The sequence below is a fragment of the Agrobacterium sp. NPDC090273 genome, from assembly GCF_044772305.1.
Classification (GTDB): Bacteria; Pseudomonadota; Alphaproteobacteria; order Rhizobiales; family Rhizobiaceae; genus Agrobacterium.
In genome coordinates, this window is record NZ_JBIVYN010000001.1 from 1,106,565 (window position 1) to 1,130,614 (window position 24,050).

Sequence of the window (24,050 nt, forward strand, 5' to 3'; positions counted from 1 at the left end):
TCTTGAACAGTAACCTTCTGCGCTCGGTTATCTACGTGGCTTCGATCTTCGGGCTTTACATGGCAACGGCGATGTTCGTGCCCGCCCTGACCGACCTTTATTATGGCAATGACGACTGGAAGGTGTTTGCGCTGTCCGGTTTCATGTGTGGCGGATTCGCGCTTGCCTGTGCGCTGGCGACACGCGGTCCCATCACCAGCTTCAACAAACGGTTCGGCTTTCTGCTCGTCAACCTTCTGTGGCTGGTCTTTTCGGTGATCGGCGCGGTGCCGTTCTTTCTGTCGGAACTCAATCTGACGCTTGGGCAGGCCGTTTTCGAATCCGTTTCCGCCATTACCACGACGGGGTCTACTGCCATTTCAGGGCTTGATCACGCTCCGCAGGGCATCCTGATCTGGCGTTCGCTGCTATGCTGGCTCGGCGGTATCGGTATCGTGGCACTGGGGCTCTTCATTTTGCCGTTGCTACGCGTCGGCGGCATGACGTTCTTTCGCATGGAATCATCCGATACCGGCAACGACCGACCCTTCGCCCGGCTTGCCAGCTTCACCCGCGCCTTCGTCGGCATCTACATCATCATGACATTCGCCTGCACCGTCGCCTTCGACTTTGCCGGAATGAGCCATTTCGATGCGCTCAACCATGCGATGTCTACAGTTGCGACCGGTGGCTTTTCCACGCATGACGCCTCGTTCGCCTATTTCAACAACACAGCCCTTCTGTGGATTGCGACGATCTTCCTGATCTTCGGCAGCCTGCCCTTCTCGGTGATGATCCTTTTGGCCGTGCGGCGCAGGCTGGAGACGTTGCGCGATCCGCAGATTTTCGTGTTTCTCGGTTATCTCTGCGCCATTTCCATCGCTGTTGGCGTGTACCACCATTTGCGAAATGGCGTGGCGCTGGACGAAGCCCTCAGCCACTCCTTCTTCAACATGACCTCGATCCTGTCGACCGGCGGCTTTGCCAGCGACGATTATACGCTGTGGGGGCCGTTCGTTGTGGTGGTGGCGTTCTTTGCGACCTTCATGGGCGGCTGTTCAGGCTCGACGGCCGGCGGCATCAAGGCCTATCGCTTCCTCATCATGTTCAATGTGGCGAGAGCAGGCCTGAAGAAACTCATCTACCCCAACGCGGTCTATTCGGTGCGCTACGGCAAACAGGTGGTCGATCCGGAAACGATCCGCACCGTCTTTCTCTTCGTCAGCTGTTTCATCGCGCTGTGGATTGCGGGCAGCCTGGCGATGAGCGCCATGGGATACGACTTCCTGACGGCAACCTCGGCCGTGGCAACCTCACTCGCCAATGTCGGTCCCGGCATCGGGCCGATCATCGGGCCTGTCGGCAACTTCTCGACCATCAGCGATCCCGCACTTTACCTGCTGTCGGTCCTGATGCTGCTTGGACGCCTCGAAATCCTGACGGTTCTTGTTCTGTTGATGCCGATTTTCTGGCGGAGCTGACGCCGACAAAAGGCGATGGATGCAGTTGACCGAAACCGCCCGCACTGTGTAGATGGGAGTGAGCGCGGACGTGGCGGAATCGGTATACGCAGCAGACTTAAAATCTGCCGGCCCTTGGTCTTGCGGGTTCAAGTCCCGCCGTCCGCACCAATGAAGATAAAAAATACCTGATATTTCAAAACTCTAAGCGGATGAGACTGCTTTCAGTCGACGTTGCCGTGTGACAGGCATCTGATACCTGCGGTCAGGTCTGCCAAATATTGAGACATGCCCAGTTGCTCCCACAGTTCCGCTGTGAGCTGCGGTCGAATTAGAACATCTGACACCTCATAAGTTTCAGTTGCATCGACTCCACTGCAAACGCTAAGCGTGTTTTTTCAAAAGGTTTGGGGGTATCTATGATGAAAACGACAATCGCGCTTCTTGCGTTCTTCACTCTTTCCAGCTCGGCCTTCGCAGCGTCCTGCGAGAAAAACTTCAGTGTTTCGGGCGTACCCATGCTGACGGCTGTGTCCTACAAATCCTGGCAGGAGTTGCCGAAGGCGAAGGCGCCTGCCGTTCTTCAGAAGCTTGCTCAGGCTGTTGCGGCAGAAGGTTTCTCCGGCATCCAGGTCAACAAGGCACTTTCTACCGTGGACGCTCACCAGGAGACGTCGGGCAGCGGCAGAATTCAGACGCTGCGGGTTGTTGCCCGGCAGAAAGGCGCCGGCGTGCGGATCGATGTCGTGTTCAGCATTCAGGCGGGGCAGGTTACCGACAAGAACATCGTTCGCAAGGGTATCTGCGACATCATCGCTGGCGCGTGATCGTCACCGACAGAGCGAATATCGTACGGTCATCCATGCGCGCCGCGTTCACTCGCGGCCGCATCATCATTCCGGCCTGTCGGGAATAATCAACCAGAAGAGTTGCACGAGATCGTTCCAGAGGCGAACGGTGTCCTCGATCATTTCCATGACGTCCCAATAGACGTAGATGGCGCCCAAGGTCAGCGCGCCAAGTAGGAGCCAGGGCCAGATCGGGCGGCGTTTCGAATTGGCTTCAGGCTGTTCGCTTGGATGGTTCATTGGCAATCTCCCCTTCCCGGACCTAAGGCAAAATCGCCATCATCTCAAGACGGCAAAGACTCGGGCTTGACTCATTTGCCCATGAGAACATAATAGGAACATCGCTCGGCACGGCGGCGTGTGCCTTTCGAAAAATGCAGGGCAATTTTGAACTCTTGAACCGGAGAATGAGAACGTGCGCCTACAATCAAGAGAGCCGGAGGCAGATCCGGTTGAACATATCATTGCCTGGCATGACGGCGACAGCCGCGCTGCGATCGAGACGTTGATGGAGGACATTCAGCATTTACGTCTGCAGCTTGCGCTCGCAACGGCGGCCATGGGTAGAGGTTTTACGCGAGGCTGGCTTCCAACTGAAAACCGGGGTGATATCGAGGAATAAAGCGCAAACACCCTAGCAAGAGACAGCACAATCATCCTGTGCCGATTGGCTCAAACATTATCCCGAGGGCGGTGCAACGATTGAAAACGCCCTCTTCTCATTCCGCAAAGCTGTGATGCGCCAAAAGTAGCTCGCGATTTTCCGAGAACTCTACGGGCACGGGATTGCCGACATGTCTCGGCACGGGACGCATCTCAATTCCGCGCAAGAACCAACACTTGCGGTGAGCAGGTATCGGAGATCATGACTTTTTTCGACGGGGTGTTGGCGTAGAGACTGGTACGGTTTCTTGCGCTTCCCGCATGAGACGCAACCGTGCGGTTTTCTGCGCACGCTGGGCTGCCTCTACAGCAATGATCTGTTTTGCAGCACTATCAGTTGTAGAGGCCTTATTTTGAGTTGGGGCCTTTTCAGGCTTGAAGAATGCCTCTTTCGTAATCGTCATAACGAATTCCTTTCAGGAAGATATAACGCACAGTCAACGTGGACGGACAGCTCTATGGAGCAGGAGTGTGACCGATACCGTCAATCCTTGGCGTCCGGCTGCTCTTCCAGGGTTGAGTCTTCGGTGACTTCCGCTCCCAATTGACTCTGTATTTCACTTTGAGACTGTCCAAGCACCTGAAGAAGCGCTGAATGTTCTGGCTTTCCAGCGTGTTCTTCAAGGAAATCGGCAAGTGACGTGCGCGTCTGGTGCCCGCCGGATGGCTCATTCGCTTTGTGCACCACAGTCATTTGGCCATCCTCGACTTCCAGAGACCACCGATCACCGTTGCTGCTAACCGAGAATTCCTTCGTTTCGCTCATCGACGTTCCAATCTTTTGTGAAGTCTGTCGGAAATGTCCTGCCCTGAAAAGGCGCTGGCGCTTCTCAAGCGCAGTCCAGAACGATCAGACTGGCGGCAGCTCCTCACTGTCTTTTACAAACTGCGCAATGAGGTGTCGCGCAGCACGCATTCTGATCAACTGCTCTGTCGCATTACTGAAGTTTCGCATTCCTGCGTCGACAAGAGCAGTGTTCAGTCGTTCGAATTCTTCTACGGACGTTTTACAGACGGAAGACATCTCAACCTCTCATGTTCAATGCCAGGAACTCTGGAATCCAAACGGAATGACCGTGTAGTCAGAAACCCTGCAGTAACCTCCCAGAGGGTGCGAAAGATCGCTGTTTCAGACCTCAAATGACGTGGTCAACGTGGTCGAACAGCCTTCTTTGGAGCAGGAAGCAATCCCTCACGCTGCATCTTCTTTTTCAGCAGTTTGCGGTGACGGCGAACAGACTCGGCCTCTTGGCGGATGCGCTTTTCGGATGGCTTTTCGTAGGCACTGCGGGCCTTCATTTCACGAAAGACACCTTCGCGCTGCAATTTCTTTTTCAGGACACGAAGCGCCTGCTCAATATTGTTTTCCCGAACGATAACTTGCAAAAACTCTCCTTATCTGACGCTGGTCTATTTCCTGGTTTTGAGAGCGGACAAATCGATCCAGCTCGAACCAGCCTTTTGATGTGCGGATGCCCGGTTCACCTCAATCACGCGAGCCGTGGAGGCTTCGGTGTCGATATCGTCCTCGTCGATATTACGATCGAAATTTTCGCCATTAAGACGGACCCGGTAGCGGGCAAGGCCGTATGTGATTGGCAGCACTGCAAGGATCTGACCCGTTCCCTTCGGTTGCACGCTGCCACGGGTGCGTGCTTTGAGTACGATTGTATCGCCGGTGTGATAACGGACGTTCGGCATGAGAGCCTCCTAGGCCCAGAAAAATAAAGGCCGGGCGTTACCCCGACCTCTCATCGTCATCCACTCTGGCCGCCAGTACATCCGTGGTCGGCTGTGAGCAAATGACAAATTTATGCTGCCTGAAGATTGTCAGCCGAGCTTTTACCGGACTTGCGGTCCTGTACGATGTCGTAACGGACCTTCTGTCCATCAACGAGCGAGCTCAGGCCAGAACGTTCAACAGCCGAGATGTGGACGAAGATGTCCGTCGAGCCGTTGTCAGGCTGAATGAAGCCGAAGCCTTTGGTTGCGTTGAACCACTTTACGGTACCAGTGTTCATAACGATTTCCTTTCAAAGCAATCGTTGTTGTTCCCGCGAAACCTCGCAGGATTGGATCGATATTTTGAGAGGAAATCCGACGGGAGCTAAGCTCTGGACCGACGTCACAAGCAATGTGTCGATGACTGTATATATGATGAAATTTCAAGATTTGCAATGAAATTGCCAAATTTCATGATAGATTGTTTTGAAGTCACTGTTTTAATGCAGTTAATTTATCTCAGATATTTTCTTTTCCCTTCGCAATTTTTACAATCCTATTATTTTTCACCTGGGAAAAATCGAATGAGTTGAGTTGCCGTAATCTTTTCTCGGCTCACCACATCTGAAGAAATACAGGATTCAATATTTCTGCGTAGATCGACTGGAACCTCCGGTCCACCAGCCTTCAAAAGCTTGTCGCTCATCGCAAAAAGTGCCGTGACCTCCACACTGCATTGAGAGGCTGACATAATTTCTATTGCCGATGCCTTGGGAGCCATCACATCCAAATCGGTCCTGGCCGCATAAACGGTCAAAAGATACCAGACAGAAAAGAACACTCCCCAAAGCAGCATGCTGCCGAGAACATAAGCGCGCACGGGTTTTTCCCCACTATTTGCTGAGTATAGGAAGGCCCTGAATGGCATATCGCGGGAGCGGTTTTCGAAATGTCACGCGGTCCCGCTTCTGTATCCCGAACAAGAAGAGCATTTCTTCTTTGAGGTCATCAGGATCGGTCATTCCATCCTGAAAAAGCTGAATAATTTTACGTGCGGCAGCGTTAAAGGATCGCTCGTCCTCTTCGAGCATATGGAAGCCGAAGCCCGCATCAGACAATACGACTTGCAACATCTTCAGATCGTCAGAGGTAATCAGGCCTTGTTCACTTATGGAAGACATCATGTCCTCCTTTCGTTGGGGCCAAGGAATTTAACCTTGAAACGGTAACGCCCTTTTAAAAAGCTACCGGAAGAAAGAGCCTGCGCGCTTCATCGACAATTAGCAAGCGAATTCCCTAAAGCGAATTCGACACTAAAGCCGACCGCACCAGGACTGGTTTTTTGCCCCTGCCGGATGCGCCAGTCCTTCGCGAACGAGCTGGTCGGCGAAGGAAACGCCAGAGCGGGAGAGTTGAGCACCGTTGTTACCGCCGGAGGCTACGTTGAAGGCACCGGCGTTCAGCATGTCGCGCAGGCGAACCTTGGCGACGAACCCACGCTGGCGCTCTTCCATGCAACGTGCGCCGTCGATCTGCGGCACATTGATGCCTGCGATCTGCATCTTCACACCCTTCATCCAGAAGGTATTGCCGTCTGCCACACAATTGTTGAGACCGGACTGTCCGCAGAAAGCAAAGGCGCCGCTCTTTTCACCAAGCGAGACTTTTTCAACGGCAGGCCGTGTCTCAGGCAAGGTGGCAACCTGCGCCGACCGTGAGGCAGGGACCGTGTTGATGGGGCGTGGCGGGATGGGGCCGTTGCCCGGCAGCGTGGGCGCAGAGGGACGGATAGACGCGGTTTTCACCGGTGCCGTCGCCTCGCGTCTGGCGGTCTCCGTGGGGCGTGACGGGTTGGCCGGCTGCTGCGTTGTCTTGGCAAATTGCCGTTTTGGCAGGAGGCTATCGCGATGTTCGTAAGCCTGAATGCCGCCCACAACGACGCCGAACATCAACAGCCACGGCCATACACTGCCGCCACTCGATTTTCCTGACGTGCGCCGCCGCGCTTTCGTTTTTCGATTGCTCACGGTTGGACTCCTTTTTACGGAGCCGCATTATCGGCCAAAGGAGTTTCCGAAAGGTTGGCATTTCAAGATGCCTGTGGATAACGGATCAACGAACCTGATCGAGCAGGCGCTTGCATTCCAGAAGATCAAACAGGGCTTCCTGCAACAGTGCCTGGTCATCCTTGCCGATGCTGGACTTGCCGATCGACACATCGGAATCGCTGCTGCTGCCGCCAAAACCGAAGAACCGGCCGCTTGGCTTAACCTTGGCACGGCCGACGACTTCGTCCTCATCCGCATCCAACACGCGTGGTTCGGCCACTTCCTTCTCGCCGCTTGCCGCCATGATGGCTTCCATCGTGGCAAGATCGCCGGATGCAATGGCCGCAACGAAACGGTTTCCATTGGCTTTCAGAAGCTTCTGAACGCCTTTGATAGTGTAACCGTGATCATAGAGAAGGTGGCGAATGCCCTTGAGAAGATCGATATCGTCGGGACGGTAATAACGACGCCCCCCACCCCGCTTCATGGGCTTGATCTGAGGAAAGCGCGTTTCCCAGAAACGAAGCACATGCTGCGGCAGGTTCAGATCATCCGCCACTTCACTGATTGTGCGAAACGCGTCGGGGCTTTTGTCCAACTCTTAACTCCCATCCAGACCGTCGATAGCGCAGCATGCCAGATCCCTCACGCAGCGCGTGAAAACCGAGATCGATTTTCGACGGGACGATGCGCAAATTCAAATCGCTAAAATTGATTATGATGCGAATCGACTTCATTTCAACGGCTTGAACGTTGAAATTCAAGTATGTTCACAGGAAGGAACGGAAAACGCAGGATGCTGCCGGTAAAATCCGGCAACCGACAGGCGTTTAAGAGCCGGCTTTCTGGCTCTTCTGCTTGACCTTGCGGGCCGTGTGCGCCTTGAGAATGCGCTGCTTCAGGACATTGGACGCCTTGAAGGTCATGACGCGACGTGGAGAAATCGGCACTTCCTCACCCGTTTTCGGATTACGGCCGATACGCTCGTTCTTTTCGCGGATCTGAAACGTTGCAAAGGACGAGAGTTTGACAACCTCACCGCGTGTGATGGCGTTGCAAATCTCGTCGATGATCGTCTCGACCAGTTCAGCGGATTCGGTACGGGACAGTCCTACCTTACGAAACACAGATTCTGCCAGATCTGCGCGTGTCACTGTCTTCCCGGCCATTTTTCCCCGCAAACCGTCAAAAAAAATTTTCTCTTGAGCCGCCGAGATTATTTCCCTTGTGACGACCGGTCAAGCGATTGTTCCAGATTCACGTGTGGCTTTCGGCAATTGCTGCAATGGTTTAGTCATTGCCGAAACACAAGTGTTACCAGCGCAACAGCACCGCGCCCCAGGTGAAACCGCCACCCATGGCTTCCAGCATCACCAGATCGCCCTTCTTGATGCGTCCGTCACCGGCAGCAACCGCAATTGCCAGCGGAATGGAAGCGGCAGAGGTGTTGCCGTGCTGGTCCACGGTGATGACGACCTTCTCGGGATCGATGCCGAGTTTTTTCGCCGAGCCGTCGATGATGCGCTTGTTGGCCTGATGCGGCACGAGCCAATCCAGGTCGTCGGCGGTGGTGCCCGTCGCGTCAAACGCGGCTTCGATCACGTCGGTGATCATGCCGACAGCGTGTTTGAAGACTTCGCGGCCTTCCATGCGCAGATGACCGACCGTACCGGTGGTGGAAGGGCCGCCATCAACGAAGAGCTTGTCCTTGTGCGAGCCGTCGGAGCGCAGCTGCGAGGTCAGAACACCACGATCAGCGGACGTGCCTTCGCCCTCACCTGCCTCAAGCACCAGTGCACCGGCACCATCACCGAACAGAACGCAGGTCGTGCGATCCTTCCAGTCGAGAATGCGCGAGAAGGTCTCGGCACCGATAACCAGCACGCGCTTGGCCATGCCACCGCGAATGTAGAGATCGGCCGTCGACACGGCGTAGACGAAACCGGAACAGACAGCCTGAACGTCGAAGGCAAAGCCATGCGTCATGCCCAGACGGTTCTGGATGTTGACGGCCGTTGCCGGGAAGGTGTTGTCGGGCGTCGACGTCGCCAGGATGATGAGGTCGATGTCAGCAGGTGTCAGACCGGCATTGTCGAGGGCTGCGCGTGCTGCCGCTTCACCCAGCGACGCCGTCGTTTCGCCTTCGCCGGCGATGTAACGCTGCTTGATGCCGGTGCGCTGCACGATCCATTCGTCGGAGGTTTCGACAACCCCTTCGATTTCCTGGTTGGTCATGACACGCTTCGGGAGCGCTGCCCCGAAACCACGTACGATAGAGCGGATCATTCCGTTATTCCTCATCAGCCACGAGTGCTTCGGGCGCCGGTGGCGGAAGCCGTCTTGCGTGGTAAACCTTCAGGTCGTTTTCTATTTTTGCTGTCAGGCCGTTGTGGACCATGTCGTAGCCAACGTCGACCGCGGACGCAAAACCAAGGGCGTCCGTGCCGCCGTGGCTTTTGATGACAATGCCGTTCAGGCCGAGAAACACACCACCATTGACCTTGCGCGGGTCCATCTTCTCACGCAGCACGTCGAACGCGCTCTTGGCCAGGATGTAACCGATCTTGGCAATGAAGCTGCGCGAAATCGCCTCACGCAGCAGCGTGGTGATCTGGCGTGCCGTGCCTTCGGCGGCTTTCAGGGCAATGTTGCCGGTAAAGCCCTCGGTGACGACGACATCCACCGTACCCTTGCCGATATCGTCACCTTCAACGAAGCCGCGATAATCGATGGTGGCGAGATCGGCTTCACGGATCAGACGGCCCGCCTCGCGAACCTCATCCTGACCCTTGACCTCTTCGACGCCGACATTCAGCAGGCCGACCGTCGGACGGTCGATATCGAACAGCGCCCGCGCCATCGCGCCACCCATCAGGGCGAAATCGAGAAGCTGCTGGGAATCCGCACCGATCGTCGCGCCGACATCAAGCACGATGCTTTCGCCTTTCAACGTCGGCCAGATGCCGGCAATCGCCGGACGCTCGACGCGCGCCATGGTGCGCAGGCAGAACTTGGCCATGGCCATCAGAGCGCCGGTGTTACCCGCAGAGACGGCAACGTCTGCTTCGCCCAGTTTCACGGCCTCGATGGCGCGCCACATGCTGGAGACGTAGCGACCACGGCGTAACGCCTGGCTCGGCTTTTCGTCCATGCCAACAGAAACTTCACAATCGTGAAAGACCGACTTTTCCCGGAGCGCGGGATACTGTGCCAGAATGGGTTCGCATTTGCTTTTCTGCCCGTACAGCAGAAAAGTCACATCGTTATGCCGATCAAGCGCCTTGGCGGCACCGGGGATGGCAACATCAGGGCCGAAGTCGCCGCCCATGACGTCAATTGCTATTCTGATCACTCGTCCCTTGTCCTTCTTGCCGCCGTTGCAGCGAATTTTTGCGCGAAAATACCTTTTCCGGCTTTTGTTACAATAAAATTATTCCGCCGCCTGGCGCATTCAGTCTTTTTTCCAGTCTTTCAGCACGGCAAAGGGCGAAGGCCGTTTTTCCAGTTCCGGCTCCTTTTCGCCTTTCACGGCGAATTCAGCGTCGGGTTTGCGTGGATAGGGATCGATCGCCAAAGCTGCGAATTCCGCAACCACGGCGCCAACATCAATGCTGTCACCGGTGAACTGGTCGGGAATATCCGGACCATCCGGATCGAGAACGATCTCGCCCTGTTCGTTGGTGACCATGCGCGCCAGCTTCGATCCCTCGGGAACGAAAATATGCTCCACCGTTTCATCGATCTTGCTCGGCACAGGCTCGAGCGTCACGACGCAAGACTGGGTTATGGCAGCGTGCACTTCGCCCTTGATTTTGATACCGTCCTTTTTCCAACGGGACACCTGCAACTCCGCCTTCAGGTATTCGACGGAGACAACATCCCAGAATTTAGCCAGCGCCTTCAGCTCTTCCGCATCGGCTTCGAGACCAATCCTGACGGGATTGGCGGAAATATGGCCTACCTTCACGGGATAGGAAAAAGGCACGTCGTCGTTTGCTGCATGTCGCGCGTTCATTTTGAACCTCACTGTCCGGGCAAGGGAAGCGTCAGGCTTCCAGTCGCAACCCTATCTTCGGATTGCGCGGAAAGAACGTCTGACGCCTTCATCATCCATTGTGCCAGCGCCATCATGTCGGGCGCGGCTTCATCTGATTGCGGATATATATTGCGCTTCAGGGCAGCCGCAAGAGCTGCGGAATCGGAAGCATCGAGCGCGGCGTCGTAGGATTCGAGCCGCCCGTAAAACATGCCGGCAAATTTCTTCATGCGTTTGGGAACGCCCTGATCACCGATCCCCAGCTCCCGCATTGAGTGGTCGAGGTCCTGAAAAAAAGCGTCGACAATCTCCTGGGCGATCTCCTGACCGCTGACATCAGAGGTTTTCGTGCGGCGAAAATAGAGAATCATCACCGCCGCCAGCATCTCGAAACGGCCCATGACGGTATCGGGGACGCCCATATCGAGATAAAATTCGGGCGTACGTGCTGCCGAGGTCAGGACCGTGTATTGCCGGTCGACTATGGCGCGATTGTTATTTCTCTTCTTGAACAGCCCGAATATCATCGTTTTTTCCGCACAGAACCGGTGATTTCGATTCCGACCCATCGCACTTGTTGCATGATCGTGAAAGCTGGTTTACCGAAGCATCCACGAATTGCAATGCCATCGCGGTCACGTTCATCTTGCGGCTGAAACAGTCGAAGAGAACCGGAGGAGGTTGAACCGGGCGCGAAAGCACTGCATTCAAGGGGAAAGCGGACGTGTCCGTCCCCGGATTGACATAATCATGTGCACAGACACTGTGCACCACGTAATGCCGGAAGGTATGATTCATGACCGCAGTCGGGGAGTCGCAGTTGAGCAAGCAGAAATCGACACGTCATAGCAAGACCCTGAGCGCAACCGCCATCGCCGTTGTACTCTCAGCCGGTCTTCTTTCTGCGTGCAGCAGCACGACCGATGTTTTCCATAACGGCTACGTCATGGACGAACAGTCGCTTCCGCTCATTCCGGAAGGTTCCAGCCGCGAACAGGTTCTGCTGACGATGGGCACGCCGTCCACGACCGCGACCTTCGGCAACGAAGTCTTCTACTATATTTCCCAGAAGCGCGTGCGCCGCGCCGCCTTCCTCAAGCCGCAGCTTGTCGAGCAGAACATTCTGGCCATCTATTTCAACAAGGATGGCGTAATCGAGCGCAAGGCCAACTACACGCTTCAGGACGGCAAGGTGTTCGACACGATTTCGCGCACGACGCCAACAGGCGGCAAGGACCTCACCTTCCTGCAGCAGCTTCTTTCGGGTGGCACGTCCGGCGCCAACATCGCCAAGAGCATTCTGGGTGCGGAAAGCAATACGCCGTAACGGGCAAAACCCATCCCAAAACAACAAGGCCCGTGGAGCGATCCACGGGCCTTTCTTGTTGGCGGGACTTTCGAGGCCTCAGCCGGCGAGAATCGCCAGAAGCAGCAGGGCCACGATATTGGTGATCTTGATGGCCGGATTGACGGCAGGACCGGCGGTATCCTTGTAAGGGTCACCCACCGTGTCGCCTGTTACGGATGCCTTGTGCGCATCAGAACCCTTGACGTGACGCACGCCATCCTTGTCAACGAAACCGTCTTCAAAGCTTTTCTTGGCGTTGTCCCAGGCACCACCGCCCGATGTCATGGAAATGGCGACGAACAGGCCGTTGATGATGACGCCCAGCAGAGAAGCGCCAAGTGCTGCGAAGGCTGACGCCTTGGAGCCGGAAATCAGCAGCACACCGAAGTAGACGACGATGGGTGCGAGAACCGGGAGCAGCGAAGGAATGACCATTTCCCGGATCGCCGCCTTGGTCAGAAGATCAACAGCCTTGCCGTAATCCGGCTTTTCCGTCCCGGCCATGATGCCGGGCTTTTCGCGGAACTGGCGACGAACCTCTTCCACGATCGAGCTTGCAGCCTTGCCAACCGCCGTCATGGCAATGCCACCGAACAGATAGGGAATAAGGCCGCCAAACAGCAAGCCTGCGACGACGTAAGGGTTGGAAAGGCTGAAGGAGATTTCCCCGACATCCTTGAAGTAGGGATAGGTCTCGCCATTGGCGGCGAAGTAGGACAGGTCGTTCGAATAGGCGGCAAACAGCACCAGCGCACCAAGACCGGCAGAGCCGATCGCGTAACCCTTGGTCACCGCCTTGGTGGTGTTACCGACGGCATCCAGCGCGTCAGTCGCCTTGCGCACATCCGGATCGAGACCGGCCATTTCCGCGATACCGCCGGCGTTATCGGTGACGGGACCGAAGGCATCGAGCGCTACGATCATGCCGGCAAGACCGAGCATGGCCGTAACCGCAATGCCGGTGCCGAAAAGGCCACCGAGCTGATAAGTGGTGATGATGCCGCCGACGATGACGATGGCTGGCAGCGCGGTCGATTCCAGCGATACGGCAAGTCCCTGAATGACGTTGGTGCCGTGACCGGTGACGGAGGCCTGTGCAATGGAATTGACCGGGCGCTTGTTGGTGCCGGTGTAATATTCGGTAATCACCACGATCAAGGCCGTCACGACCAGACCGATGATGCCGCAGAAGAACAGATTTGTGCCCGTCACCTCCATGCCGGCGACCGTGCCGATCGGACCCCAGCCGATTGTGCCGAAAGTTGCGACGGCGAGACCGGCAATCGAAAAGATGCCCGTTGCGATCAGTCCCTTGTAGAGTGCGCCCATGATGGAGTTGTTGGTGCCGAGTTTGACGAAGAAGGTTCCGGCAACCGAGGTCAGGATGCAGGCGCCGCAGATCGCCAGGGGATAGGCCATGGCGCTTTCCAGCACCGGCGTTCCCGCAAAGAAGATGGCCGCAAGAACCATGGTTGCGACGACCGAAACGGCATAGGTTTCGAAAAGGTCGGCCGCCATGCCGGCGCAGTCGCCGACATTGTCACCGACGTTGTCGGCAATGGTTGCCGGGTTGCGTGGATCATCTTCGGGAATGCCCGCTTCCACCTTGCCGACGAGGTCGCCACCGACGTCCGCACCCTTGGTGAAGATGCCGCCGCCGAGACGGGCGAAGATCGAGATCAGCGATGCGCCGAAACCGAGCGACACGAGCGAATCGATCACTTCACGCGAACCTGCCGGATGGCCCATCACCGATGTGAGGATGAAATAATAGATCGACACGCCCAAGAGAGCGAGGCCAGCCACGAGCATGCCGGTGATCGCACCCGACTTGAAGGCGATGTCGAGACCGGACGAAAGGCTGTGGGATGCGGCCTGCGCGGTGCGCAGGTTGGCGCGCACCGAGACGTGCATGCCGACGAAACCGGCAGCGCCTGACAGCACGGCGCCGATGATGAAGCCGATGGCCGCCATGGCCGACAGGAGATACCAGGCAAGGAGTGCAACAATCAGCCCGACGATGGCAATGGTGAGATACTGACGAGTGAGATAAGCCTGCGCACCCTCGCGGATATAACCCGCTATTTCCCGCATACGCTCGTTGCCTTCATCGGCATCGAGAACGCTTTTGGTCGCCCATGCCGCGTAAACCACGGACAGGAAACCGCATAAAATTACAATGGGTATTACGGTCATGCGCACTTACCTCCCAAAAGGCCGGGTCTCACTCCCTCCCCGGCGCGGCGAAACCATGTGCTGCGGCCATTTGTTCCCCTCCCAAGGAAAAAATGCCTGCACGTCGAGATTGCGTTGCCGGAAGGCGCGGCGTCAACCCCTACATTTGATTTGGAATTTACCCAGTTCAGCGTGGCGCAAGCTGCGCCGGGCCGTCACGCGGTCTTTTTTCTGCCGCTCAGCAGAAGCGAAAGGACCAGCAGAAGGCAAAGCCCCGCGACAGGCCAGATGACGAGGTTCATGACCGACCAGCCCCAGGCCGTGAACACCTTGCCGGACGAGAAGGACGAGAGCGCCACGGTGCCGAACAGCACGATATCGTGGAAACCCTGCACCTTGTCGGCCTCATGCGGGCGATAGCAGGAGGTGATGATCGAGGTCGCGCCGATGAAACCGAAGTTCCAGCCAAGGCCAAGCAGAATGAGCGCCGCCCAGAAGTTCCAAAGCTCAATGCCCATATGCGCAACGATGGCGCAGCCCATCAGCACGATCAGACCGGTGGCGACGATCTTTTCAGCGCCAAAGCGGGAAATCAGCATGCCGGTAAAAAAGCTCGGCCCGAACATGGCAATCACATGCCACTGGATGCCAAGCGTGGCGAGTTCGGAAGGAAAACCGCAACCGATGACCATGGCAAGCGGCGCACCGGTCATCATGAAGGTCATGAGCGCATAACTGCCAATGCCGCAGACCATGCCGGTAATAAAACGATGCGAACTGACGATTTCCGAAAGCGGGCGCGCAGGTTCCGCCGCACTTGCCGAGGCTTTCAGATCCGGCAGCTTCAGGAAGGCAAGAACGGCGATGGCGGCAAGGCCGAGCGGCACCAGCGCCAGAAAGGCTCCGGCAAAGGTCACGGGGGCCAGAATATCCTTGCCGAAAATCGCAAGCTGCGGCCCGACGATGGCGGAAACGATGCCGCCGCCCAAAATCCACGAGATGGCCTTGGGCTTGTAAAAGGATGGAGAGGCGTCGGCCGCCGCAAAGCGGATCTTCTGGGTAAAGCCACCGGAAATACCGATCAGCAGCAGGCCGAATGCGAAAAGCCAGAATTCCGAACGGAAAAGTGCCAGTGCCGCTACCGCGCCGCCTGTCGAGGACATCAGCGCGCCAACGATAAAGCCCGCCTTGCGTCCCAGAAAGCGGGAGGCGAAGGCAACGCAGATGGCGCCAAGTGCCACACCGAGATTGAAGCCGGTGAGCGGCGCTGTTGCCAGCGATTTGTCCGCTCCGAGAAGCTGGTAGCCGGCAAGGCCCCCCACCGCAAAACTCAAAGGCGCAGCCGATCCCATGATCGCCTGCGCCACAGTCAGCAGAAAGACATTCCGCTTCGCCGCAACCAGTTGAGTCTCAAGTCCGGTGGCGGGTACTGCGCTCATGTCTTCCTCACATTCTCATAGTCAGCGTTTTGTCTCGCCGCGAACCTGCTTGGCAATACGGTCAAGCACCGCATTGACGAGCTTCGGCTCGTCTTCCGCAAAAAAGGCGCGGGCGATTTCAACATATTCGGTCACGACAACGGCAACCGGTACGTCCTTGCGCTCAAGAATCTCGAAAGCGCCGGCGCGAAGGATGGCGCGCACCGTGGCGTCGAGACGCGACAAAGGCCAGTCTTCCAGAAGGGCGGAGCGAACGATCGGATCGATCTTCGTCTGGTCGCGAACGACGCCTGATACGATCGAGCGGAACCAGGACGGGTCAGCCTTGAGGTAGGTGTCGCCATCGACTTCCTGGCCGAGACGATGCGCCTCGTATTCCGCAACGACTTCCATCACGCCGGTGCCCCCGACATCCATCTGGTAGAGCGCCTGCACAGCGGCAAGACGCGCAGCGCCACGCTGGTTGACGGGCTTGACCGAAGGCTGGCGCGGTGCGCCGCCGTTTTCAACGTTCGACATGCGTTCAGCCACCCAGCTTTTTCTTGAGTTCGATCATGGTCAGCGCGGCGCGAGCGGCAAAACCACCCTTGTCCTTGTCGGAACGGCGAACGCGAGCCCAGGCCTGATCGTCGTTTTCGACGGTCATGATGCCGTTACCGATGGCGAGAGATTCGCTGACAGCGAGGTCCATCAGAGCGCGGGACGACTCGTTCGAAACGATGTCGAAGTGGTAGGTTTCGCCACGGATGACCATGCCGAGAGCAACGAAGCCGTCATATTCCGTGCCTTCATTGTCCGCCGCGTCGAGCGCCATGGCGATTGCCGGCGGGATTTCGAGAGCACCGGGAACGGTGATGATGTCATAGGTCGCACCGGCTTCATCGAGCGCAAACTTGGCGCCATCAAGAAGAGCATCGGACATATCATCGTAAAAACGTGCTTCCACGATGAGAAGATGAGGCTTGGACATGGGATTTTCCTGAAAAGGTTCGCGCCGGATCAAACCGGCTTTTGGGGCGGTCAAACCACGGCTTGCCGTTCTTGGCAAGTATTTTTAACGCATGGCTGCCCCACCCGGCAGCTTTGCGGGGACATTGCAGGCCAGGTTTTGACCGTTTCGATCAGCTTTTCTGGAAGGCCAGATGAACGCCAAGCCCCATCAGAACCGTTCCGGCCGCACGTTTGGCGAACCTTTGAACCGCACTCGAACGCTTCAACCGTCCGACCATAGCGCCAGCCAGAAGCACACCGACCAGATCGGCAGAAGAGAAGATGAAATTGACGGCGATGCCGAGGATCAGGAATTGCAGCCAGACAGGAAAAGCAGCCGAGGGATCAACGAACTGCGGCAGGAAAGCCAGGAAGAAGAGCGCAGTCTTGGGGTTCAGAACATCGACGATGATGCTGTCGATGAAGGCGCGTCTCGCCGATTTCGGCTCGATGGCAAGATTGACGTTTTCACCTTCAAGCTTGCTGCGCAGCATCGAGAAACCGAGCCAGATCAGGTACAGGGCGCCACCCAGCTTAACTGCGAGATAGAGCCATGGAACCGCCTGAAACAGGACCGACAGACCGGCGGATGCCGCAAAAATGTGGAAGTAGCAGCCGACATGGATGCCGAGAACCGCCATCAGCCCGGCAAACCGTCCGCGCGCCATGGTCTGCGCCGCCGCATAAAGCATGGCGGGACCTGGAATATAGGCGAACAAGGCGGTGGTGACAAAAAACGCGGTCAGCACTTCCAATGACGGCATGTCGAAATCCCCTCTCCTCGACCGTACTCACGTCGCACCGCTGAACGGCACCATTCCCGTCAGTTCGACGGGAATTCGGCCAGACGTGCGGCGTAACGTGCCATGGTGTCGACTTCGAAATTGACGAAATCGCCCGGCTGGCGCTCGCCCCAGGTGGTGACGGCCAGCGTGTGACGGATCAAGAGAACGTCGAAATCTGCACCCTCGACCGCGTTGACGGTCAGCGAGGTGCCGTCGAGCGCGACAGAACCCTTGGGCGCGACGAACTTTGCGAGATGTTCGGGCGCACGAAGACGAATGCGAACCGCTTCACCTTCCGATTCGACCGACAGAATTTCCGCCTTGCCATCGACATGGCCGGAGACAATGTGGCCGCCGAGTTCGTCGCCGATCTTCAGCGCGCGTTCCAGGTTGACATGCGTACCCTTCTGCCAGCTTGCGATCGTCGTCAGGCGCAGGGCTTCTTCCCAGGCTTCGACTTCATACCAGCGCTCGTTGCTGCCGGTATCGGGTAGTTTCGTCACTGTCAGGCAAACGCCGCCATGCGAAATGGATGCGCCCATGTCGATGGTCTTGGGGTCGTAATTGGTCGCCACGCGAAGGCGTACGCCTTCCGGCAGGGCCTCAAGTTCGGACACGGTTCCAACGTCGGTGACAATTCCGGTAAACATCAAAGCGGCCTTTCAAAATCGAAGCAGCGGTCGGCGCCATAGGCGGTTTCGCTGACAAGCAGATAATCGTCCGGGATATCGGCACGACGAAGCGGCGTTTCAACCCCGTTTTCGCCCACCACCACCGGGCTTTCGAACAGCATGATACGATCGACGAGACCAGCCTCGAGGAATGCGCGAGCGACAGAGGCGCCGCCTTCGACCAGCAGTTCCGACATGCCCCGTTCCGCTAAAGCGTGAAGGAGGTCATCAAGCGTCGAGGCTTGCTGGATTTCAACGCCGGCACCCTGAAGCGCGACAGATGCATCGAGGGGTGCCTCGGGTGTCACCGCAATCACCGGCACGTTCCCCGCCGTTGTTACCAGCTTCGAGGTCAACGGCAACTCAAGCCGGCGATCGAGAACGATGCGAACGGGCGAGCGCTGCTCGAGGCCCTCGATACGCACGGTCAGTTCGGGATCGTCGGCCAACGCCGTACCGATGCCAACAAGGATCGCGTCGCAACGCGCCCTCAGTTCATGCACGGCGCGGCGCGCTTCCGGGCCGGTGATCGCCACCTGTCCGTCGCCCCGACGGCCGATCATACCATCTGCAGAAACCGCAAGCTTCAGAATCACATGCGGGCGATTTTTAACCTTGCGTGTGAGGTAACCGGCAAGTGCGCGCTCGCCTTCTTCACGCAGCAGACCGGTTTCGACCACGATACCGGCGGCGCGCAGAATTTCGTAGCCGCGGCCCGATACGCGCTCGTCGGGATCATCAACGGCAACGACGACACGGGCCACGCCATAGTCAACCAGCGCATTGGCGCAGGGCGGTGTCTTGCCCCAGTGCGAGCAGGGTTCGAGAGTGACATAGGCCGTCGCACCGCGCGCCGCCTCGCCTGCCAGTTCAAGCGCCTGACGCTCGGCATGCGGACGACCGCTGATTGCGGTTACGGCTTCGGCAATGATCTGGCCGTCCTTGACGAGGACACAGCCGACAGAGGGATTGGTTTCGGTCTGACCCTGATGGCGCAGCGAAACGTCGATCGCCCGCGCCATGAATCTTTCGTCATCGGCACGGGTCGTCACGTTCAGACCCCGCCTTCCGTATCACGCGCAATCTTCGCGTTGATCTCGGCAATGACGTTTTCGAAGTCTTCGGCGTGGCTGAAATCGCGATAGACCGAGGCGTACCGCACGAAGGCGACGTCATCGAGGCTTTTCAGCGCTTCGAGAACCTGCAAGCCGATTTCTTCCGATGGAATTTCCGTCTCGCCGGAGCTTTCCAGACGACGGGCGATGCCCGAGACGGCACGTTCGATCCGGTCACGATCAACCGGGCGTTTGCGCAGCGCGATCTCGAAAGATCGCACCAGCTTTTCCCGGTCGAACGGCAGCTTGCGGCCGCTTTTCTTGATAACCATCAGCTCGCGCAATTGCACGCGCTCATAGGTCGTGAAGCGGCCGCCGCAATCGGGGCAGATGCGCCGCCGGCGAATGGAGGTGTTATCCTCCGCCGGACGAGAGTCCTTGACCTGCGTGTCTTCAGAACCGCAAAAAGGGCAGCGCATCTCGTTCCTCTCTTACATGTACGGGTACATGGGGAAGCGATCGGTCAAAGCAACGACCTTCTCGCGTACGGAAGCCTCAACGGCAGCATTGCCTTCATCCGAATTGGCAACCTTGAGACCGTCGAGAACCTCGACGATCAGCTTGCCGATTTCACGGAATTCAGCTTCCTTGAAGCCGCGCGTCGTGCCGGCCGGTGCGCCAAGGCGAACACCCGACGTCACGAAAGGCTTTTCAGGATCGAACGGGATGCCGTTCTTGTTGCAGGTGATGTAGGCGCGGCCGAGGGCTGCTTCCGCACGCTTGCCGGTTGCGTTCTTCTTGCGAAGGTCGACCAGCATCAGGTGGTTGTCGGTGCCGCCGGAAACGACATCGAGACCGCCAGCGATCAGCGTTTCTGCCAGTGCCTTGGCGTTCTTGACGATCTGCGCGGCGTAGTCCTTGAATTCCGGCTGCAGCGCTTCACCGAAGGCAACAGCCTTGGCGGCAATGATGTGCATCAGCGGACCGCCCTGGAGGCCAGGGAAGACAGCCGAGTTGAACTTCTTGGCCAGATCTTCGTCATTGGTCAGGATAACGCCACCGCGCGGGCCGCGGAGCGACTTGTGCGTCGTCGTCGTGGCAACGTGGCAATGCGGGAACGGCGACGGATGCTGGCCACCGGCAACCAGACCGGCGATGTGCGCCATGTCGACCATCAGGTAAGCGCCGACTTCATCAGCGATCTCGCGGAAACGCTTCCAGTCCCAGATACGGGAGTAGGCCGTGCCGCCGGCGATGATGAGCTTAGGCTTGTGGGTACGAGCCTTTTCAGCAACGTCGTCCATGTCGAGCAGGTTGTCGCCTTCGCGCACGCCGTAAGACACGACGTTGAACCACTTGCCAGACATGTTGACCGGCGAACCGTGCGTCAGGTGACCACCCGAGTTCAGATCGAGACCCATGAAGGTATCACCCGGCTGGAGAAGCGCGAGGAACACCGCCTGGTTCATCTGCGAACCGGAGTTCGGCTGGACGTTGGCGAAATTGACGCCGAACAGCTTCTTGGCGCGTTCAATCGCCAGCTCTTCCGCGATGTCAACGAACTGACATCCGCCGTAATAACGCTTGCCTGGATAACCTTCAGCGTATTTGTTGGTCATGATCGAACCCTGCGCTTCAAGCACAGCGCGGGAGACGATATTTTCCGAGGCGATCAGTTCGATCTCGTGGCGCTGGCGACCGAGTTCCTTCTCAATCGCGCCGAAAATTTCCGGATCGACATCGGCAAGCGGACGGGAGAAGAAAGCATCTGTGTTCGACATGGTGAAGGCTCCTGAAACAGTAATGCGAAGGCGTCTTAGCGCCCTCCCCCTTCAAGAGCAATACGGACAGCGAGATTTGCCCGTCAAACTGCGACGTGACCGCAAAAAACGACATTTCCTTTCGGCGAAATCGGCCGCACAAACAAAAAACCGCGCCGGAAGGGCGCGGTCTTTTCAAACTCAGGCGAAATTCGCTTAGTTGCGCGGCAGCAGATCGTCGTCCACGGAACCGGCAGGCTGTTCCATGCCGCTCGTGGTGTTGAGCGCCAGTTCGGCATTGCCATCCTTGCCGTAGATGTCGTCGCGGAACTGAACAACGCCGTCCTTCGCCGACCAGGCAGTGATGTACACGAAATAAACCGGCACTTCCTGTGCAAGCTTGATCGGCGTGCTGACGCGCGATGCGATGACGCGTTCCATTTCCTGACGCGACCAGCCTGCCGTGTCGCGCAGCAGCCAGGAAGTCAGGTCGCGCACGTTCTGCACGCGGACGCAGCCGGACGATTCGAAACGCATCAGCTTGTTGAACAGGCCCTGCTGCGGCGTGTCGTGCATGTATTCGTTGTTGGGGTTGTGGAAGTTGATCTTCGTCGACGACATGGCGTTGATCTTGCCCGGGTCCTGACGGAACATCAGGTTCGGAGCCTTCGGCGCAAACCAGTCGACCGTCGTCGGCGAAACTTCCTGTCCCTTGCCATCGATGAGGCGGATGTTGTTCCGCTCCAGATAGGTCGGGTCCTTCTGCATCAACGGCACGATGTCCTTTTCGACGATCGAGCGCGGCGCAGTCCAGTAAGGGTTGAGGATAACCTCGTAGATCTTGGAATTGATGACGTGCGTCGGGCGGCTGGCGCGGCCAACAACGGCCGTGTTGCGCAGAACGACGCGGCCATTTTCCACAGCTTCAATGGACGCAGCCGGAATATTGACCATCAGGTGACGCTGGCCGAGATCGCCCGACATGGAATCGATGCGCACTAGGTTGGTCTGAAGCTGCGCCAGACGGATCTGCGCCGAAACATTCAGAGCCTTGGTGGTGTATTCGCCGATCACGCCATCTGCCGGCAGACCGTGACGAGCCTGGAAACGCTTCAGCGCGCCATCCACATAAGAATCGAATGCGCTGGAGATGCCGGCTTCACGCGGCAGATCGCCAGAAACCATCAGACGCTGACGCAGAATCTGAACGGAAGGGTCGCTGACACCGATCTGGAGACGCTGCTGGCTTGTCGGAACGTCAGGCCAGCCGCCGTTCTGAACGATCTGCTGATACTGCATAATCGCCTGCTGCATGTAGATCGGCGCTTCCGAACCGAGAACCGGATTGTTGGAAACAACGCCAACCGCCGAACGCGAGGTGTTCGCATCGAACTGGTCGTCCCAGTTGCCACGACGGGAAGAACCCATCAGGTCGTTCAGCGCATCCTGCGCCAAAGCGGGCGCAGCCAGCGCAACAGCGCCAACGGAAACGGCCGAGCGCAGAAGCGCGCGACGGGACACGGGATCGGAAACGGATTTCTTTGTCATTTTACCTACCAGCCACTCTATCAGGCAATCTGAACGATGCCTAAAGCAATATGATTAACAAACACGTACAACGCGTCTGCCGGCCGGAAATACTCGTTACGCTCTTGCCTTCGATAACGGTCGGACACGACAATCTGGCCATGCCGAGAAAACAGGAGAAACCGCCGGCTCCTTCGTCTTTGCCGGTCCCATATCAATATGGCCAATTCGTGTCACCAGCCCTTTTCTCACGAAGCTGTGTGCACTGTAAAACAAGGCGAAACGCAAAGCCGGACGCAATCGCCTTGCGTCCGGCTTTGAAGAAAACTGCAATCGAAATTACAGGCGATATGCGATCGAGTCGTTCCAGAAACGGTCGAGGCGCTGCAGTAGCTTGTTCATTTCGGCGAATTCGCCGGTGCCGATGCCGCCGACCTTTTCGATCGAGCCGACGTGGCGTTCATAAAGGCGGGCAACGGTTTCGGCGATCTGCTGGCCCTTTTCGGTCAGGCTGATGCGAACCGAGCGACGGTCGACACGCGAACGCTGGTGGTTGATGAGACCGAGGTCGACCAGCTTCTTGACGTTGTAGGAAACGTTCGAGCCGAGGTAGTAACCGCGCGAACGCAGTTCACCGGCGGTCAGTTCGGAGTTGCCGATGTTGAACAGAAGGAGTGCCTGAACTGCGTTGACGTCATCGCGACCCTGACGATCGAACTCGTCCTTGATGACATCGAGCAGACGGCGGTGAAGACGCTCAACCAGGTGCAGCGACTCCATGTAGAGCGAACGGATGGTTTCTTCCTGTACGTCAGCGACGATAGCCTGCGGCTTTGCTTTGGTATTGATCATAACTGCCTCACTGTTTTGTTTGGCGGTGTGTTTGTTTGTTCCCGCCTTGAGTGAGAACCTAAGCAATGCGCATAAAATTCTACTTAAAACGTACGATTAACAAATGCTTACCTGCATTGTTCAGATCGCACCGAACTTGTGGCAATCCTGGACTGCCCTAGCTAGAACCTATAAAAATCAAATACTTAAGATAGAAAATTGCCTTGGAAACGGGCCAAATTGCTTTCTTTTTATGGTAAATCAATTCTTGCGCGCTCTTCGTTCTGACGCGCATCCAGCCAGAAAGCGACCAGAAATAGTATATAAACGGTTGCCACGAGGCCGTGCAAAACAGGAACGAGAGTGTTTGCACCGAAGATATGCGGCCACACCTTATACATGGCGATCTGAGTACCAGCGCCGATGACCCACATGGCCGCCCCCCAGGAGGCACCAAGCCAGAGCCCAAGTGCAGCAACCGGGAAAACCATGGCAAGTCCGGTGCCCGCCACGCGCCAGGGAAGGTTCAGAAGATCAAAGCGTCCGTGACCGCCGAGCGAATAGCCGGTGAGCATTGCCCAATATTGCAGGCCGAACCAGAAACACGAAACGGCGACCAGTCGCATGAAGACCAGGTAGAGTATCCCGGTAAGCGGGCGTTTCGGCTGTGGTTGAGAATCAGGTTCCATGGCCGGAAGATACGGTCTCAATAA

The 24,050-nt window shown here is 57.2% G+C and carries 31 protein-coding genes and 1 tRNA gene; 5 read left to right on the forward strand and 27 right to left on the reverse strand.

What is annotated here, in order from left to right; all coding sequences use genetic code 11:
• Positions 1–2: 2 nt before the first annotated feature.
• The 3 genes from ACIQT8_RS05475 (at position 3) to ACIQT8_RS05485 (ending at position 2,266) form a co-directional block, all read left to right on the forward strand.
• Complete coding sequence (locus ACIQT8_RS05475) at positions 3–1,460, forward strand: TrkH family potassium uptake protein (RefSeq protein ID WP_178340575.1); 1,458 nt, start codon at positions 3–5, stop codon at positions 1,458–1,460.
• A 64-nt stretch (positions 1,461–1,524) separates the two neighbouring features.
• Positions 1,525–1,610 (forward strand) — tRNA-Leu (locus ACIQT8_RS05480).
• A gap of 251 nt (positions 1,611–1,861) precedes the next feature.
• Positions 1,862–2,266, forward strand: a complete 405-nt coding sequence (locus tag ACIQT8_RS05485; protein ID WP_138795803.1) for a hypothetical protein — start codon at positions 1,862–1,864, stop codon at positions 2,264–2,266.
• Positions 2,267–2,332: 66 nt separating this feature from the next.
• Here ACIQT8_RS05485 and ACIQT8_RS05490 read toward each other — a convergent pair whose 3' ends face one another.
• Positions 2,333–2,527, reverse strand: a complete 195-nt coding sequence (locus tag ACIQT8_RS05490; RefSeq protein ID WP_400964113.1) for a hypothetical protein — start codon at positions 2,525–2,527, stop codon at positions 2,333–2,335.
• Positions 2,528–2,702: 175 nt separating this feature from the next.
• Here ACIQT8_RS05490 and ACIQT8_RS05495 point away from each other — a divergent pair, with 175 nt between their 5' ends.
• Positions 2,703–2,909, forward strand: a complete 207-nt coding sequence (locus ACIQT8_RS05495; protein WP_262525237.1) for a dehydrogenase — start codon at positions 2,703–2,705, stop codon at positions 2,907–2,909.
• A gap of 241 nt (positions 2,910–3,150) precedes the next feature.
• Here the strand turns inward: ACIQT8_RS05495 and ACIQT8_RS05500 are convergent, their stop codons facing one another.
• The 14 genes from ACIQT8_RS05500 to ACIQT8_RS05565 all read right to left on the reverse strand — a co-directional run bounded on the left by ACIQT8_RS05500 (position 3,151) and on the right by ACIQT8_RS05565 (position 11,283).
• Positions 3,151–3,354: a hypothetical protein gene (locus tag ACIQT8_RS05500; RefSeq protein ID WP_262525236.1), complete on the reverse strand. Its 204-nt coding sequence runs from the start codon at positions 3,352–3,354 to the stop codon at positions 3,151–3,153.
• 80 nt (positions 3,355–3,434) lie between these two features.
• The gene (locus tag ACIQT8_RS05505) at positions 3,435–3,716 is read right to left on the reverse strand and encodes a hypothetical protein (RefSeq protein ID WP_262525235.1); all 282 of its coding nucleotides are present in this window, start codon (positions 3,714–3,716) and stop codon (positions 3,435–3,437) included.
• Between the two features lie 383 nt (positions 3,717–4,099).
• Positions 4,100–4,336, reverse strand: coding sequence for a 30S ribosomal protein S21 (gene rpsU / locus ACIQT8_RS05510; RefSeq protein WP_262525234.1), 237 nt, complete (start codon positions 4,334–4,336; stop codon positions 4,100–4,102).
• 24 nt (positions 4,337–4,360) lie between these two features.
• Positions 4,361–4,651, reverse strand: a complete 291-nt coding sequence (locus tag ACIQT8_RS05515) for a cold-shock protein (RefSeq protein WP_262525233.1) — start codon at positions 4,649–4,651, stop codon at positions 4,361–4,363.
• 110 nt (positions 4,652–4,761) lie between these two features.
• Positions 4,762–4,971 carry a cold-shock protein gene (locus tag ACIQT8_RS05520; RefSeq protein ID WP_262525232.1) on the reverse strand — a complete coding sequence of 70 codons (210 nt, stop codon included), beginning with the start codon at positions 4,969–4,971 and terminating at the stop codon, positions 4,762–4,764.
• A gap of 260 nt (positions 4,972–5,231) precedes the next feature.
• Positions 5,232–5,552, reverse strand: coding sequence for a hypothetical protein (locus ACIQT8_RS05525; protein ID WP_262525231.1), 321 nt, complete (start codon positions 5,550–5,552; stop codon positions 5,232–5,234).
• Positions 5,553–5,565: 13 nt separating this feature from the next.
• Positions 5,566–5,853 carry a hypothetical protein gene (locus ACIQT8_RS05530; RefSeq protein WP_400964398.1) on the reverse strand — a complete coding sequence of 96 codons (288 nt, stop codon included), beginning with the start codon at positions 5,851–5,853 and terminating at the stop codon, positions 5,566–5,568.
• A 132-nt stretch (positions 5,854–5,985) separates the two neighbouring features.
• Complete coding sequence (locus ACIQT8_RS05535; RefSeq protein WP_400964117.1) at positions 5,986–6,699, reverse strand: nuclease; 714 nt, start codon at positions 6,697–6,699, stop codon at positions 5,986–5,988.
• Between the two features lie 85 nt (positions 6,700–6,784).
• The gene (locus ACIQT8_RS05540; protein WP_138795631.1) at positions 6,785–7,318 is read right to left on the reverse strand and encodes a MerR family transcriptional regulator; all 534 of its coding nucleotides are present in this window, start codon (positions 7,316–7,318) and stop codon (positions 6,785–6,787) included.
• Between the two features lie 232 nt (positions 7,319–7,550).
• Positions 7,551–7,889 (reverse strand): integration host factor subunit alpha, encoded by a 339-nt coding sequence (locus tag ACIQT8_RS05545; protein WP_138795632.1) that lies wholly within the window; start codon positions 7,887–7,889, stop codon positions 7,551–7,553.
• A 145-nt stretch (positions 7,890–8,034) separates the two neighbouring features.
• A complete protein-coding gene (locus tag ACIQT8_RS05550; RefSeq protein WP_138795633.1) occupies positions 8,035–9,006 on the reverse strand; it encodes a beta-ketoacyl-ACP synthase III in 972 nt (323 codons plus the stop codon).
• A gap of 4 nt (positions 9,007–9,010) precedes the next feature.
• Positions 9,011–10,072 (reverse strand): phosphate acyltransferase PlsX, encoded by a 1,062-nt coding sequence (plsX, locus tag ACIQT8_RS05555; RefSeq protein WP_138795634.1) that lies wholly within the window; start codon positions 10,070–10,072, stop codon positions 9,011–9,013.
• A 99-nt stretch (positions 10,073–10,171) separates the two neighbouring features.
• Positions 10,172–10,735 (reverse strand): DUF177 domain-containing protein, encoded by a 564-nt coding sequence (locus ACIQT8_RS05560; RefSeq protein ID WP_262525227.1) that lies wholly within the window; start codon positions 10,733–10,735, stop codon positions 10,172–10,174.
• Positions 10,736–10,743: 8 nt separating this feature from the next.
• Complete coding sequence (locus ACIQT8_RS05565; RefSeq protein WP_400964121.1) at positions 10,744–11,283, reverse strand: ubiquinol-cytochrome C chaperone family protein; 540 nt, start codon at positions 11,281–11,283, stop codon at positions 10,744–10,746.
• Between the two features lie 269 nt (positions 11,284–11,552).
• On the opposite strand from ACIQT8_RS05565, the gene ACIQT8_RS05570 reads away from it, so the two are divergent.
• Positions 11,553–12,083: an outer membrane protein assembly factor BamE gene (locus tag ACIQT8_RS05570; protein WP_138795637.1), complete on the forward strand. Its 531-nt coding sequence runs from the start codon at positions 11,553–11,555 to the stop codon at positions 12,081–12,083.
• Positions 12,084–12,161: 78 nt separating this feature from the next.
• Here ACIQT8_RS05570 and ACIQT8_RS05575 read toward each other — a convergent pair whose 3' ends face one another.
• The 12 genes from ACIQT8_RS05575 to ACIQT8_RS05630 form a co-directional block, all read right to left on the reverse strand.
• The gene (locus ACIQT8_RS05575; protein ID WP_400964123.1) at positions 12,162–14,300 is read right to left on the reverse strand and encodes a sodium-translocating pyrophosphatase; all 2,139 of its coding nucleotides are present in this window, start codon (positions 14,298–14,300) and stop codon (positions 12,162–12,164) included.
• Positions 14,301–14,494: 194 nt separating this feature from the next.
• Positions 14,495–15,718 carry an MFS transporter gene (locus ACIQT8_RS05580; RefSeq protein WP_400964125.1) on the reverse strand — a complete coding sequence of 408 codons (1,224 nt, stop codon included), beginning with the start codon at positions 15,716–15,718 and terminating at the stop codon, positions 14,495–14,497.
• Between the two features lie 21 nt (positions 15,719–15,739).
• The gene (nusB, locus tag ACIQT8_RS05585) at positions 15,740–16,237 is read right to left on the reverse strand and encodes a transcription antitermination factor NusB (protein WP_138795640.1); all 498 of its coding nucleotides are present in this window, start codon (positions 16,235–16,237) and stop codon (positions 15,740–15,742) included.
• Positions 16,238–16,241: 4 nt separating this feature from the next.
• Positions 16,242–16,688, reverse strand: a complete 447-nt coding sequence (gene ribH, locus ACIQT8_RS05590) for a 6,7-dimethyl-8-ribityllumazine synthase (RefSeq protein WP_246705070.1) — start codon at positions 16,686–16,688, stop codon at positions 16,242–16,244.
• Positions 16,689–16,839: 151 nt separating this feature from the next.
• A complete protein-coding gene (locus ACIQT8_RS05595; RefSeq protein WP_138795641.1) occupies positions 16,840–17,472 on the reverse strand; it encodes a LysE family translocator in 633 nt (210 codons plus the stop codon).
• A 59-nt stretch (positions 17,473–17,531) separates the two neighbouring features.
• Complete coding sequence (locus tag ACIQT8_RS05600; RefSeq protein ID WP_138795642.1) at positions 17,532–18,143, reverse strand: riboflavin synthase; 612 nt, start codon at positions 18,141–18,143, stop codon at positions 17,532–17,534.
• Positions 18,143–19,216, reverse strand: a complete 1,074-nt coding sequence (gene ribD / locus ACIQT8_RS05605; protein ID WP_400964128.1) for a bifunctional diaminohydroxyphosphoribosylaminopyrimidine deaminase/5-amino-6-(5-phosphoribosylamino)uracil reductase RibD — start codon at positions 19,214–19,216, stop codon at positions 18,143–18,145. The genes ACIQT8_RS05600 and ribD overlap by 1 nt, the downstream gene beginning before the upstream one ends.
• A gap of 2 nt (positions 19,217–19,218) precedes the next feature.
• Positions 19,219–19,698, reverse strand: coding sequence for a transcriptional regulator NrdR (nrdR, locus tag ACIQT8_RS05610; protein WP_138795644.1), 480 nt, complete (start codon positions 19,696–19,698; stop codon positions 19,219–19,221).
• A gap of 12 nt (positions 19,699–19,710) precedes the next feature.
• Positions 19,711–21,000, reverse strand: coding sequence for a serine hydroxymethyltransferase (gene glyA / locus ACIQT8_RS05615; RefSeq protein ID WP_262525219.1), 1,290 nt, complete (start codon positions 20,998–21,000; stop codon positions 19,711–19,713).
• A gap of 195 nt (positions 21,001–21,195) precedes the next feature.
• Complete coding sequence (locus ACIQT8_RS05620) at positions 21,196–22,527, reverse strand: murein L,D-transpeptidase (RefSeq protein WP_138795647.1); 1,332 nt, start codon at positions 22,525–22,527, stop codon at positions 21,196–21,198.
• Between the two features lie 318 nt (positions 22,528–22,845).
• Entirely contained in the window at positions 22,846–23,355 is a 510-nt protein-coding gene (gene ldtR / locus ACIQT8_RS05625; protein ID WP_400964400.1) for a transcriptional regulator LdtR, read from the reverse strand.
• A gap of 233 nt (positions 23,356–23,588) precedes the next feature.
• On the reverse strand, positions 23,589–24,026 hold the full coding sequence (locus ACIQT8_RS05630) for a DUF6163 family protein (protein ID WP_178340573.1): 438 nt from the start codon (positions 24,024–24,026) through the stop codon (positions 23,589–23,591).
• Positions 24,027–24,050 lie beyond the last annotated feature (24 nt).